The organism is Oligoflexus sp. (assembly GCF_035712445.1).
Taxonomy (GTDB): domain Bacteria; phylum Bdellovibrionota_B; class Oligoflexia; order Oligoflexales; family Oligoflexaceae; genus Oligoflexus.
The window spans coordinates 137,241-149,891 of record NZ_DASTAT010000022.1 but is presented as its reverse complement, the minus strand read 5'-3'; the positions used below and the strand labels follow the sequence as shown (position 1 = coordinate 149,891).

12 protein-coding genes are annotated in these 12,651 nt (G+C 54.7%); 3 read left to right on the top strand and 9 right to left on the bottom strand.

Annotation, left to right across the window (positions count from 1 at the left end):
- Positions 1–124: 124 nt before the first annotated feature.
- A complete protein-coding gene (groL, locus tag VFO10_RS04540) occupies positions 125–1,765 on the bottom strand; it encodes a chaperonin GroEL (RefSeq protein WP_325137510.1) in 1,641 nt (546 codons plus the stop codon).
- A gap of 41 nt (positions 1,766–1,806) precedes the next feature.
- A complete protein-coding gene (groES, locus tag VFO10_RS04535) occupies positions 1,807–2,094 on the bottom strand; it encodes a co-chaperone GroES (RefSeq protein WP_325137509.1) in 288 nt (95 codons plus the stop codon).
- 225 nt (positions 2,095–2,319) lie between these two features.
- Here groES and VFO10_RS04530 point away from each other — a divergent pair, with 225 nt between their 5' ends.
- Together VFO10_RS04530 and rimK are read left to right on the top strand one after the other, a co-directional pair.
- Positions 2,320–2,808, top strand: a complete 489-nt coding sequence (locus tag VFO10_RS04530) for an ATP-dependent zinc protease (protein WP_325137508.1) — start codon at positions 2,320–2,322, stop codon at positions 2,806–2,808.
- Between the two features lie 6 nt (positions 2,809–2,814).
- Positions 2,815–3,699 (top strand): 30S ribosomal protein S6--L-glutamate ligase, encoded by an 885-nt coding sequence (rimK, locus tag VFO10_RS04525; RefSeq protein ID WP_325137506.1) that lies wholly within the window; start codon positions 2,815–2,817, stop codon positions 3,697–3,699.
- A gap of 8 nt (positions 3,700–3,707) precedes the next feature.
- On the opposite strand, the gene VFO10_RS04520 is transcribed toward rimK, so the two are convergent.
- Both VFO10_RS04520 and VFO10_RS04515 read right to left on the bottom strand, forming a co-directional pair.
- The gene (locus VFO10_RS04520) at positions 3,708–5,798 is read right to left on the bottom strand and encodes a methyl-accepting chemotaxis protein (RefSeq protein WP_325137505.1); all 2,091 of its coding nucleotides are present in this window, start codon (positions 5,796–5,798) and stop codon (positions 3,708–3,710) included.
- 182 nt (positions 5,799–5,980) lie between these two features.
- A complete protein-coding gene (locus VFO10_RS04515) occupies positions 5,981–6,523 on the bottom strand; it encodes an Hsp20/alpha crystallin family protein (RefSeq protein ID WP_325137503.1) in 543 nt (180 codons plus the stop codon).
- 266 nt (positions 6,524–6,789) lie between these two features.
- Here VFO10_RS04515 and ribA point away from each other — a divergent pair, with 266 nt between their 5' ends.
- Complete coding sequence (ribA, locus tag VFO10_RS04510) at positions 6,790–7,458, top strand: GTP cyclohydrolase II (protein ID WP_325137501.1); 669 nt, start codon at positions 6,790–6,792, stop codon at positions 7,456–7,458.
- 109 nt (positions 7,459–7,567) lie between these two features.
- Here ribA and VFO10_RS04505 read toward each other — a convergent pair whose 3' ends face one another.
- The 5 genes from VFO10_RS04505 to VFO10_RS04485 all read right to left on the bottom strand — a co-directional run bounded on the left by VFO10_RS04505 (position 7,568) and on the right by VFO10_RS04485 (position 12,640).
- Complete coding sequence (locus tag VFO10_RS04505) at positions 7,568–8,179, bottom strand: Spy/CpxP family protein refolding chaperone (protein WP_325137499.1); 612 nt, start codon at positions 8,177–8,179, stop codon at positions 7,568–7,570.
- A gap of 44 nt (positions 8,180–8,223) precedes the next feature.
- Positions 8,224–8,841: a polysaccharide biosynthesis/export family protein gene (locus tag VFO10_RS04500; RefSeq protein WP_325137497.1), complete on the bottom strand. Its 618-nt coding sequence runs from the start codon at positions 8,839–8,841 to the stop codon at positions 8,224–8,226.
- 165 nt (positions 8,842–9,006) lie between these two features.
- Positions 9,007–10,956 (bottom strand): 7TM diverse intracellular signaling domain-containing protein, encoded by a 1,950-nt coding sequence (locus VFO10_RS04495; RefSeq protein WP_325137495.1) that lies wholly within the window; start codon positions 10,954–10,956, stop codon positions 9,007–9,009.
- 113 nt (positions 10,957–11,069) lie between these two features.
- Entirely contained in the window at positions 11,070–11,849 is a 780-nt protein-coding gene (locus VFO10_RS04490; protein WP_325137494.1) for a class I SAM-dependent methyltransferase, read from the bottom strand.
- A gap of 89 nt (positions 11,850–11,938) precedes the next feature.
- A complete protein-coding gene (locus VFO10_RS04485) occupies positions 11,939–12,640 on the bottom strand; it encodes a TVP38/TMEM64 family protein (RefSeq protein WP_325137492.1) in 702 nt (233 codons plus the stop codon).
- Between the last annotated feature and the right edge of the window lie 11 nt (positions 12,641–12,651).

Sequence of the window (12,651 nt, the reverse complement as noted above, 5' to 3'; positions counted from 1 at the left end):
GGCCTTGCAATACCGGGTCGTACAATACCGGGTCGTACAATACCAGGTCTTGCAGTGCCGGGTCTTGCAATACCGGATCGTAAAATACCGGGTCTTGCGTCCCCGGCTTTCACAATCCCCGACCTCACATATAGCCGCCTTCATCGTGATCATGACCGGCATGCGCACCGCCGCCCTTGGATTTTTTCTCGGGCTTGTCGGTGATCATGGCTTCGGTTGTCAGAAGGAGGCTGGCTACGGACGCCGCGTTGGTCAAGGCGGTTTTGGTAACCTTGGCGGGATCGATCACACCGGCCTTGAAGAGGTCTTCATAGGTTTCGGTGTGCGCGTTGAAGCCAAAGCCATCTTTGCCAGCGCGGATTTTATCGACGATAGGAGCAGGCTCCAGACCGCAGTTCAAAAGGATCTGACGCAGGGGCTCTTCGATCGCGCGCGACACGATTTTCACGCCGTGAAGCTGCTCGACCGTGTGGGTCTTGAGGTTCTCAAGTACCGACTGAGCGCGGAGCAAAGCCACGCCACCGCCTGTTACGACGCCTTCTGCGACAGCAGCGCGGGTCGAATGCAGAGCATCTTCCACGCGGGCCTTCTTTTCTTTCATTTCAGCTTCGGAAGCCGCGCCGACGGAAATCACCGCAACGCCGCCGACCAGCTTGGCCAGACGTTCCTGCAGTTTTTCCTTGTCGTAATCGCTGGTGCTTTCTTCGATCTGCTTTCTGATCTGCTTCACGCGGCCATCGATCAGCTCTTTTTTGCCGTTACCGTTCACGATCGTGGTGTTGTCCTTGTCGATCGTGATGCGCTTGGCAAAGCCGAGGTCTTCCAGGCCAGCGTTTTCCAGCTTAAGTCCCAGGTCTTCAGCGATCAGGGTGCCGCCGGTCAGAACCGCGATATCTTCCAGCATGGCTTTGCGGCGATCACCGAAGGCAGGTGCTTTCACAGCTGCGATCTTCAGAACGCCGCGGAGTTTGTTGACCACGAGGGTGGCGAGGGCTTCGCCTTCGATATCTTCAGCGATGATGACGAGGGGCTTCTGCAGACGCGCGACTTTTTCCAGAACAGGAAGGAGTTCTTTCATGTTCGAGACTTTTTTCTCGCTCATGAGGATATAGGCGTCTTCCAATTCCACAGTCATGCGCTCGGCATTGGTGACGAAATAAGGCGAGAGATAACCGCGATCGAACTGCATCCCTTCCACGACGGTCAGGACAGTTTCGGTGCCCTTGGCTTCGTCGACAGTGATAACGCCGTCGCGACCGACTTTTTCCATGGCATCGGCGAGGATGGTGCCGATTTCCTTGTCGTTGTTCGCGGAAATGCTGCCGACGTGAGTCACGGCATCACGGGTGTCGCAGGGCTTGGCCTGGCCTTCGATATGTTTCACCAGAGCCGCGACAGCCTGGTCGATACCGCGCTTGAGTTCCATGGGGTTGTGACCAGCGGCCACAAGTTTGGAACCTTCACGGAAAATAGCCTGAGCAAGAACTGTAGCGGTGGTCGTACCGTCACCTGCTGCGTCAGCAGTACGGGAGGCGACTTCTTTCACGAGCTGAACGCCCATGTTTTCGAATTTGCCTTCGAGTTCGATTTCCTTGGCTACAGTCACGCCGTCCTTGGTGATAAGGGGGCTGCCAAAAGAGCGGTGAATCAGAACATTGCGACCTTTGGGGCCCAGGGTGACTTTGACAGCGTTAGCCAGCGTATCCACGCCTTTCAGCATGGCTTCGCGGGAAGCAGTTCCAAAGTTAATCATTTTAGCGCTCATCAGCACTCCTTGAGTATCTATGTGATGGTGGTGTGAAGGGTTCAGTCAACGATCGCCAGAATATCTTCTTCGCGCATGATCAGATGATCAACGCCGTCGATCTTGATCTCGTTGCCGGCATATTTCGAGTAAAGGACGCGATCACCGACTTTCACGTCGGGTTTCACCACGCTGCCATCCTTGAGAACGCGGCCGTTGCCGACACCGATGACCTGGCCTTCGACAGGCTTTTCTTGCGCATTGTCGGGAATGATGATGCCGCTGGCTGTCTTGGTTTCAGCAGTCAAGGGCTTGATAACGACTCGGTCCTGCAAAGGTCTAACTTTCATCGAACTTTCCTCCCAGAAAAAAACGGAGCCCGAATGTTCTCTAATTCAGCTCATAAGTTAAGATGAATACCGGCACTGTCAACGTCCCCCTTCAAAATTTTTCCCCGGGTTGCATAAATTACGCATTTCGGGATACTGAAGGTATTGGGACAAAGCTGCGGACTTTCCAAAGTGGGGTCCATACTATACCGAACCTATCGTCGTGACGAGAGGATAAGACAAGCCATGCTCGAACAGCATGCAGGGCTGCTGCCACACAGCAAAACGTTTCCAAATCTCCTTGTCGTCGGCTGGCGGGAGTGGGTATGTATGCCAGCTCTTGGCATCGACCGTATCAAGGCGAAAATCGACACCGGAGCCCGGACCTCAACCCTTCACGCGTTTGATATCGAAGTGATCAAACACCGTGGGCGCGAGGTCGTCCGGTTTAAGGTCCATCCCTTGCAACGGCAAAGTCGCAAGATTATCGTTTGTCAGGCCGACCTTTACGATGAACGAATTGTACGCAGCTCGTCCGGGCATTCTTCCCTGCGACCTGTTATCATGACTCAACTCCAGGTTGGCCCTTGTTTCTGGGATATTGAATTGACTCTGACCAATCGGGACAAGATGGGATTTCGTATGTTGATCGGCAGGCAGGCCATTCGTAAACATCTTCTGGTGCATCCCGGAAAGTCATTTATCCTGGGTACCCGCAAGCGCAAGGAAGGGTGAGGGTTCATGAAGATTGTCATTTTGTCGCGTAAAAGGGATCTATATTCCACGCGTCGTCTGGTGGAGGCCGCCGAGGAACGTGGACATTCCGTCCGCGTGATCGACTATCTCCGCTGCTACATGAATATCACCTCGACGGATCCCAAGATCATCTACGGCCATCAGATCCTGACCGGCATCGATGCCGTGATTCCCAGAATCGGCGCGAGCTATACCTTCTACGGTACCGCTGTGGTTCGCCAGTTCGAACTGATGAAGACTTATGTCGTCAACGACTCGGCGGCGATCGCCTGTTCCCGCGATAAACTCCACTGTCTGCAGAAATTGGCCAAGGACAATATTGATCTGCCGGTGACCGGCTGCGCGCACAGCACCAAGGACGTGGCGGGACTGATCGAAATCGCCGGCGGCGCGCCTTTGGTCGTCAAGCTCCTGGAAGGCACGCAGGGCATCGGCGTGGTGCTGGCGGAAACGAAAAAGGCCGCAGAATCGGTGATCGAAGCCTTTCGCGGTCTGGACGCGAACATCATCGTCCAGGAATTCATCCGCGAAGCCGCGGGCAGTGATATTCGCTGCTTCGTCGTCGGGGATCAGGTCGTGGCATCCATGATGCGCAAGGCTGCGGAAGGGGAATTCCGCTCGAATATTCATCGCGGGGGCAGCGGTCACAAGGTCGAGATCACCGAGCAGGAACGGTCCATGGCCGTTCGCGCCGCCCAGCTTTTGGGTCTGGGCGTGGCCGGCGTCGATATACTGCGCTCGAAGATCGGACCTGTGGTGATGGAGGTGAACTCGTCACCGGGTCTGGAGGGGATCGAGAAGACCACCGACGTGAATGTCGCCGGGGCCATCATTGAATTCATCGAGTCCCGCGTCGGGACGGAGCCCTGAGGCTCCTTTCATTCCTTGCCGAAACCGGGATCGTTCGGATCCACCTGGGCGGTGGCCGGGCTATCCGCCTCACTGCCTGCCGCCATCGGCATGCTTTCAAAATCCTCGGGCGTCGCCGCGCCGGTCTTTTTCCGACTCGCCGATAATTTCACAACGTTGGATGGCGTTTCCGCCTCGTCGGTTTTGACTTCCTCGGACGCTGGAGCCGCTTCGGCAACAGGCTGGGTTTGAGCCTTGTTTTCCAGGGCATTTTGCAGGCCGCGCGTACCTGTCACCAGAAGGTCGAGTTCGCGGATGATGGAGCGCAGCTGATTCGATTGCTTGGAAAGAGTTTCCGCATAGCCCATGGTTTGATGGGCCATATCGGAGTTGGCGTGCGTGGTGGCGTCGATCTCGTTCATGGCGATCGTGATGTTGCTGACGCCTTCCGCTTCCTCTTTGGCCGCGGTCGAAATTTCTTCCATCAGCTTTTTCACGCCGTTGACGTTTTCCACGACTTCCTGAAGGATCTCTTCGCAGCGGTTGGCGATATCCACGCCGACGTTCACCTTCTCGCCGCCTTTGCGGACGAGGATGTCCATCTGCTGCTTCGAATCCTTGATGATCTGCTCGACATCCACGCGGCTGCGCGACAGTAGATCGCCGATTTCCTTGGCCGCGGAACCGCTCATCTGGGCGAGGTTGCCGACTTCCTCGGCGACCACGGCGAAACCCTTGCCGTGCTCACCCGCGCGGGCGGCTTCCACTGAGGCATTGAACGAGAGGAGTTTGGTTTGGAACACGATGTCGTTGATGACCTGGGTCTTGCTTGAAATCTCGTTGATGATCTGAACGATGCTTTCGATGCGCTTATTGCTCTGATCGACCTGCCGGGTCATATCATTGATGTTGCTTTGAATTTCCTTCATCGCCGAGCGCATCTGATTGACCGCTTCCTTGCCTTCGCTGGCTATATGAAAGCTCATGGTGGCTTTCTCGGCCGAGGACGAGGCGTTTTCCACGCTCTTATTGACCATGGCCGTGATTTCATTCAGCGTGGCTACGGTTTCCTGGATGGCGGAAGCCTGCTCGGTGGTGGCAGCCGAAACTTTTTCCGAGGCGATTTGCAGGGAATCACTGGTTTTCTTGGTGCCCAGCGCGGTTTTGTTGACCTTGCGCGAGATGGCGATCAGCGAGCGGGAAATTTCCGTGAATTCAACGATGGAGCCCACCGAGATCACAGTGATGACGATGAAGATCGCGAGGAAGAGCCAGCCGGCCAGGTGCGCGAGCTTATCCAGATCCTTGATCTCGGTATCGTTATGAGCCAGGATTTGATTGGTCAAAGATTCCATGACGCCTTCCAGGTCGGTCAGCATCCCTTTTTGTTTGGCGCGAAGGTCGAGAAGCTCGGTGTATGATGCGGACAGCGAGCCCACCAGCTGAATGTAGCTGTCGACCTGAGCTTTCAGGTTATTGCGCTGGGTACTGCCATAGACCCCGCTTTTGGCGATCTGGGCATTCAGAAGGCGGGCCGATTCCAGGGCCTTGTCGCCGAAGGTTTTTTCGCGGGTCGCAACGAGGTTCCCGTGATAGCGAATCATGTTTTCAAAGTACATGATAGCCTTGCCATCGGTTCCGCCTGATGCCAATAATTTTTCGAGACTATCGGTGATCTGTTCCAGCTGGCCTCTGAGGCCCAGAGTGGGGTCGCCCTGCGCTTTGATGCGTTCGACCAGGGGCGCGAAGGAGTTTCGATAGCTGTTCACCATGTCCTTGAACTTTTGAATGTCCTCGGCCTTGATGAAGTCCTGCTTCACGCCGTCGATCTCCATGATGTAAAGATCGACTTTGCCGAAGGACGAATCCCGAGCCTGCAGGTTGCCTTCGTTCATCGTATAGATGTAGGAAAGCTCGTGGCGGGCCGCGTTATGAATGCCATCGCTGATATTGGAGATCAGGATCTGCAGATAGTCGTACTGTTGAATCATCGCGTTGTAGCGTGTTTGCAGCGTCTTCGTTCCCGCGAAGGCTGCAAGCATGCCCGCCATGATAAAGGCCAACGTAAGCCCTGTCATCAGCAGCAGTTTGGATCGGATGGACAGATCCTTGTAACGCATGTCCGGCTCCTTGAAATTCGTCTCAAGGGGCGTATCGGTGTCTTTGCAGTCCATTCAAGCGGTTAAACGCAGAACAATATGATTTTGCCGAAAGGATAGGGAAGGGGTTGTGGGTAAAAACAGACAGAAAGCCGCAGAAAAAACAAGAGCGCGGCATTTGCCGCGCCCTGCTCATCGGGATATCAGGAATTCACGGCCTTCCTGCCCTCCTCATCCGTCTTCACGCCGACCAGCTTTTTCATAAAGCCGCCTTTGCCCTCGGTGATCTCCACCTTTTTAGGGCGTTCGATTTCGGCCTTCGGAATCATGAGGTAAAGAACGCCGTTCTCATAGCTCGCTTCCACGCCTTCGCCTTTGGTATTCTCAGGCAGTTCGAATACGCGGCGGAATTCGCCATGGCTTCGTTCCACGCGATGGAACTTCGCATCCTTCGCACTGGTCTCGCGCTGGCGCTTGCCACTGACCAGGAGCCGATTGCCGTTGACTTCAATATTCACGTCCTCTTTTTTGAAGCCGGGCAGATCGAAGCTCAGAAGAAAACCTTTTTCGTCCTCTTGCACGTCACACGCTGGGTTCAACATCGTATCCTTTACACCGCTGCGGTATTCACCTGCGGTTTTTTCGAAATCGTTAAAGAAGCTATCCAGTTCTTTGGTGATGCTGTCCCAGTTTCTCAGAAGGGAGAAAGGACCGCGATCCGTGCGCCAAAGCTCAAGGTTGCCCATAAACAATCTCCTTAATATATGCTTATCTTCTCTTGGTTTTCATGGAGCTTCACCGCTCCTTCTGTTTGGAATTTAAGAGCGATGGTTTCGGGGTCAAGGTGTGACGCAGAAATTTTTTTGAGCAACTTTTGCCTATGACTTCCGTGTAAGAATCGTTAAGGGATAATCATCCTTGTTTGAAAATCAAGGGTTCGCCTAAGATTGACGTTCCAGCGCCATCCTGCTATACAGGGTGCTCCGGGCGTTCGGCCACTCGAGGTGGGGTAATGATCAAGCTGCTGCATAGGCTAGGCCGCGCTCTCACCAATCTTGGGAAGAAGATGGGATTGAAAACTCAACTGGTTTTGACACAGTACGCTGAAGCCAACCTGCCGACCGTATTCGGTGATTTCGTGACCACCGTCTACCGCGATCAAAATCAGGAAGAGTCAGCAATTCTAATAAGTTATAACCTTGCGCCGGATTCCTGTCCCTTTGTCCGCGTACACTCCGAGTGCTTTACCGGGGAAGTCCTGGGTTCCTTGAAATGCGACTGCCGTGACCAGCTGAACCTCGCTTTGGCCGAGATTCAAAAGCGTGGTTCTGGCGCTATCATCTATTTGCGTCAGGAAGGCCGGGGTATTGGGCTCGGCAATAAGATACGCGCCTACCACCTGCAGAACCAGGGGGCCGACACCATCGAGGCCAACCATCAGCTCGGCTTTGAAACGGACCTCAGAAGCTTCGAGGCGGCGGCTTTGATCCTGAAACAACGCGGGATCAAGGAAGTGATTCTGAACACCAACAATCCAGATAAGATCCAGGCCCTGACGGACCTTGGCATTGTCATCCGCGAACGCGTGCCATCTTTGGCTGCGGTGAATAAATTCAATGAAGATTATCTGAAGACGAAGATGAAGAAACTCGGGCATCAGCTGAACGGGCTTTTTCACTGATGTGGCTTCATCCCCTCGGACGGTGAGGATTCGGCGCCGGGGATTCAGCCTCGCAGGCGCGAGGCTTCAGTACCGCGGATTCAGCCTCGCAGGCGCGAGGCTTCGAAACTCAATCATTATCGTTATTATTATTGCGGCTCGGACGTGAACGAAGTTCAGCGAATTTCTTTCTTTGATCCGGGGTGAGCACTTCCCTGATGCGCAGAAGCTTTTCAAACTTCATCGTCTGCAGCTCCAGATATTTTCTTTGCATGAGTTCGAAACGCCGACGGACTTCCTCGCCTGACGAATTATCCGCCATGGCCTGGGCGAGATTCTGCTTCAGAAAGGCAAAATCCTCCTTCAGACGTTTTTCTGCATCCGGCCTCCACTGACGCCGAATATCTATGATCTGCTGGGTCTGCTCAGCACTCAGATTCAGTTCTGCGAGCTTGCCGCTAATCGCTGGTCGCGCCTTCGGTGCCGGTGCGGTCTTCGGCATTGGGACCGTGGCCGGCGGCGTGGTGCCTTCATAAGGCTGCACCAATCCTTCCTGGGCCGGAGCCGGCAGGGTCGCGCTCGGCGCTTGCCTTGTGCTCGTCGGGGGCGTTGGGGCTGGAGCCTGAGTCGCAGGCGCTTCGGACGGAAGGCCGGGATCGACTCCCAGGTCACCATCCGCTTCGCCCTGAGCCAAAGCCGTGAGACTGTGAAGCATCAGGATGCTGCTCAGCAAAAATTTCATGGAAAAATGTGTCCCCTTCACAGGCCTATCCTTTCCAGCGATTTCTATTCGATGATCACCAAATCGCCGCGTTCCAGCCAAAAATTATCCACATAGGCGTTGCCGCCCCTGACGTTGTCCAAGTCTGATTCAAAGCGCTTTTTCACGCCTTCCGGAGTTTCGCGGACGATAACCACCCGGGTCGCTTTCTGATCCGTCCAGCCACCCGCCAGCGAAAGTCCCTGCAAGAGCGTGGTGCGGCCACCCAGAAGAATGGTGCCGGGTTTCTGCACGAGTCCTGCGAAGTAGACGACGTAGCTGTTGGCTTCAGCGACCGCCACCGACACGCGCGGGCCATTGATATGCGGACGCAGCTTAATCATGATCGAATCGCGCAGAGCCATCTCGGACAGACCCTTGGCGCGTACCATGCCGGCCAGTGGCAGCGAGATGTAGCCGGAGGGCGAGACGCGATACTGGCCCGAGATATCTTTGTTCCCCTGCACATGAATGATCAGAAGATCGTTCACATCGATCAGGTAGTCACCGTAGTCGTTATACGTCTTGCCTTTGGGCGCCGAGCTGAGATCCTGCATGGTCCCTGATGCCTGAGGCGTGCTGTGCTTGCATGCACCTGGCATGACCGCAGCGATCAGCAACAAGATTATGTTCAGCGCGTACATGGTTCCTCCAGGAGCAGACATCACACAAAACCCCTTGCCCTAGGGCCTTCGGCAGAATGAAAAAAAACCTGAGGAAATGCGTCCAGGAAATCGCCAGTTTAGGAATTTGTCAGAAAGGCAAGAGCGGAAGACGAGCCGGGTTTTGCAGGACATTCGCAAAAAGACCTAAAGGGCTTTCAGTGAAACTTCGGGCGCTCCCATCATAGGAGTCTGAACGATCTGGTAATAAAGATGCGTGGCGGCGGGATCATCCCGAACGACAAAGCCGCTTTCCTTCAGATTCATGGCGACGAAGCCGTCGCGATGCGAGGGATCCAGACTCTGATAGACCAGCTCCTGAATGATGATGACGCTGCCCGAAGGATCGGTTTCAAAAAGACTCTTGCGCAGACTTTCATAGCGCGTGGCAAGGACGATGGGCAGACCATAGATGTCATATTCCTTGGTCCCGGACTCGGGAAAAAATCCGGTCATCGGTCCAAGCGCGATCCCGATGCCGCAGGCCACAGGGGTCGCAGTATGAAGCATGGCGGATTCCTCGGCCAGGATGCGGATGAAGTCCTTGGCCAGATCGATGGCGTCATGAGCGGGATTATCCGTCATCGACTGAAAGGGATAGCCGATGGAGCAGAGAAAACCGTCACCCATTTCCTTGATGCGATAGGCGCGTGATTTCAGATTGATGCCATCATAACCTTCCGCGATGGCCTGGTTACAGCGGGCAAAAACCTTGCGGAAAAAATCCTTGGCTTTGATGTGCTTGATCCGCGAGCTGGCCACGATATCAAAGGAAATCACACAGCCCTGGCCGGGGATGGTGGGCATGGTTTCTTCCAGCTGCCTGCTTTGACGAATGGCCGCGATCTGATGGGGAAAGAACACCTTCGCGAGCTGCTCCAGAGAATGATGCTTCTCGGCTTCCGATGCGAGCAGCTTATGAAAGGTATCATCATAAGCCTGGGCGATCGCCCCGGATTGACTCAGGATAAAGATGAGAAAACCCCAATGGAAGATGTAGGTGGAGGTCAGTCCCGCATGCAGCGAGACGTAGACATCCCAGAGTAGAAAGCAAGCGAAGATCACGATGCCCGAGGCGATCAGACTCGACCCGAGGCGTCCATTCGCTTTCGCCCGTGTCACGGTATAGACGCAGATCAGGATCCCCATGATGTGCGACATATGGCAGTATCGCAGAACATGGGTCATATAGTAGATGGGAAGGAGCGTGGTCGCGAGCACGGCCGCAAAGCAGAAAAGCCTGAATTTAAAGAGTTTCCAGGGGTATTCATTTTCAAACATGCGGGCCAGGTAGAGTTCGATCAAAGGATTCAGAAGGAAGAGGCTGATGTATTCAATGCGCACGGAGTTGGTGTAATCAAGGTCGAAGTAATTGCGAACCGGCATGGAGTTGGTGAAGGCGATGCGAACGGCGATCGCCATACAGGCCATACCGAAATAGAACACAAGGCGCTGCCGCCGGATACCAAAGAGGATCAGGTGATAGACGCCTATAGCCAAAAACCCGCCGGCGATGACCGACTCGGTGATGGCGCGACGGTTTTCCTCTTTCACCAGGGCTTTATAGTCACCAAAAATCGGCGGCGCAAAGAGTCCGCCGCGGGCATGCAGATAGTTCGAAACCTGAATGATGACCTCATAGTTCGTAGCAGGATCCAGGGGTAAAACTGCGATTTGCCGCGCGGGCTGCGTGCTGGCCGGGGTGGTGGACACCGTGCCGCCTTCAAAGACGACCTGACCGTTGACGAAGATGCGACAGGACGAGGTATAGCGCGGGACGATAAGCCCCACCTTGCGCGCCTTGCCGAGAGTGATGTTCAGCTTATACGTCCCATAATTCAGGCCAACATCGGTCGTCCACACGCCGGGGACTTCACGCAGGGTGGCCGGCGGAGAAGGCTCACCGGGCCCAAGGAGCTGGCTCGGATAGAACAGCCATTCCCCCATGAGCGCGACGGAGTCGGCATGTTCGAGCTGGGACCAGACGGTAAGGTCCATGTGACCTTTTTGAATGACAAAAGGCTGGCTTATGGCCCATCCGGTGCATGGCACCAGAAGGACGAGGATCATCATCAGACGATGGAGCCATAAGCGCAAAACGGTCATCACAGGCCCTGGTCAAGAATTGAATTCCACAGGCTCGTAATCGACCGAATGCGGTTTATCCAAGAGGGAAAATAATGCCCAGCGGACCTGGGCTGCCGGAAAGCTTATTTTTCGCCGACGATATAGGCGACCCAGCTGTCGCAGATCTCGCCTTTTTCGATCTTGTTGAAATTGCCGTCGCCTTCACCGTCTTCATCGGTGCCTTCCCAGTAGTAGTGCACTTTCTTGAAGCCGATCTCCTCAAGAAGATCCCGCAGCTCGGGCAGGCTCCAGAGGCGCCAGTCATAGGTGAAGACATTCTTCATCTTCTTCTGGCCTTTCGGGCGGTAGTGGATATAGAACATCGCTTCATTGGTCAAAGGATCGAAGGTGTCCTGGTCCCAATAGTAGCTGAAATCATCATACTCGGTTTCATGCTCATTGGGTTCCATACAGGATTGACCGCCGAAGCAGTCCATGATCAGAAGACCCTTGTCATTCAGGCGATTGTAGGCGGCCTGAAAATAACGCTTGAGGTCCTCGCGCTTTTTAAAGCCGAAATAGGAAAAATTCAGCGGCGCGATGATGTCGGCGCGCGGCAGCTCAGGATTCATGACGTCCATCTGCAGCGTATGCACGCGCTTTTGCTGCTCAGGGGTCAGAAGATTCAAATAATGAGCGCGGCCATATTCCAAGGGCTCAGGATCCAGATCGATGCCATAGGCGATTTTTTCCGGATTCAGTTTGGCCCACTCGCAGCAAAGAGAAAAGGCGGCACAGAAATCCTCGCCCAAAACCTTGGCTTCCTGACCACGAATTTCGCGATACACACGATCCAAAAACGCTGCATCCACATCGGGTGATTGAACCGAGCGCGCATAATAGAGGTACTTGTCAAAAGCCATGCTGAGAATTCCTTTCCAAACGCCACGTCACGATTGCCAGTCCTGGGCCAACCGTCGGGGGCGATTATGCTGGAATCTTCACTATGAAACTAGCGTTTTCTGCGGTTTCGCAGCTGCCAAAGAAGAGGCGTGCTACTCAAAAGAAGAAGACAGGCAAGCGCTGTACCGAGCTGCCAGCGTAGCTCGACGGGGATATGCACCTCGCGAAAATTCCCGCGCATCAAAGGTTCGACGAGTTGACAGCCGGTATGGCCCAGATAGTTGTAAACAAAGGTGCCAGGCAGCATGCCGAGCAGGGAACCCAGCACATAATCGGTCACGCGGATCGGCAGGAGTCCGCAGGCGAAATTGAGGCCTGTGAAGGGAAAAAGCGGAACAAGGCGTACGAGCATGATGAAGCCCAGCCCATTATCACGGAGCATGCTTTGCAGGCGGATGTACCAGCTGCGATGCTGCAAAAGTTTGGCGAAAGGCTCGCGCGCCAGGGTTCGGCTGATGAAAAAAGCGAGTATGGCCCCACTGCTGATGCCGGCCAACGCCAAAGCCGAGCCCCAGACCCAGCCGTAGATGAGGCCAGTGAGCAAAGCCAAAAGCGTGCCGGGGACCAGGGCGAAGGATGAGCTGACGAAACCGAGATAGATTAAAAGCGGTGCGGTCCAGCCCATGCCGAGAAAATAAAGGCGGACATTCGAGCAGCTGGTCCAGGAAAAATCACGGAACTGCCAGCGGACGAAGGCCAGGAAAAGAGCCAGACAGGTCAGGACGAGCAGAATCTTGCCGAGAGTTTTCATCGCCGGTGGCT

Coding starts and splice junctions, on each gene's coding strand:
- groL (WP_325137510.1), bottom strand. CDS start 1,765: ATGAGCGCTAAAATGATTAACTTTGGAACTGCTTCCCGCGAAGCCATG.
- groES (WP_325137509.1), bottom strand. CDS start 2,094: ATGAAAGTTAGACCTTTGCAGGACCGAGTCGTTATCAAGCCCTTGACT.
- VFO10_RS04530 (WP_325137508.1), top strand. CDS start 2,320: ATGCTCGAACAGCATGCAGGGCTGCTGCCACACAGCAAAACGTTTCCA.
- rimK (WP_325137506.1), top strand. CDS start 2,815: ATGAAGATTGTCATTTTGTCGCGTAAAAGGGATCTATATTCCACGCGT.
- VFO10_RS04520 (WP_325137505.1), bottom strand. CDS start 5,798: ATGCGTTACAAGGATCTGTCCATCCGATCCAAACTGCTGCTGATGACA.
- VFO10_RS04515 (WP_325137503.1), bottom strand. CDS start 6,523: ATGGGCAACCTTGAGCTTTGGCGCACGGATCGCGGTCCTTTCTCCCTT.
- ribA (WP_325137501.1), top strand. CDS start 6,790: ATGATCAAGCTGCTGCATAGGCTAGGCCGCGCTCTCACCAATCTTGGG.
- VFO10_RS04505 (WP_325137499.1), bottom strand. CDS start 8,179: ATGAAATTTTTGCTGAGCAGCATCCTGATGCTTCACAGTCTCACGGCT.
- VFO10_RS04500 (WP_325137497.1), bottom strand. CDS start 8,841: ATGTACGCGCTGAACATAATCTTGTTGCTGATCGCTGCGGTCATGCCA.
- VFO10_RS04490 (WP_325137494.1), bottom strand. CDS start 11,849: ATGGCTTTTGACAAGTACCTCTATTATGCGCGCTCGGTTCAATCACCC.
- VFO10_RS04485 (WP_325137492.1), bottom strand. CDS start 12,640: ATGAAAACTCTCGGCAAGATTCTGCTCGTCCTGACCTGTCTGGCTCTT.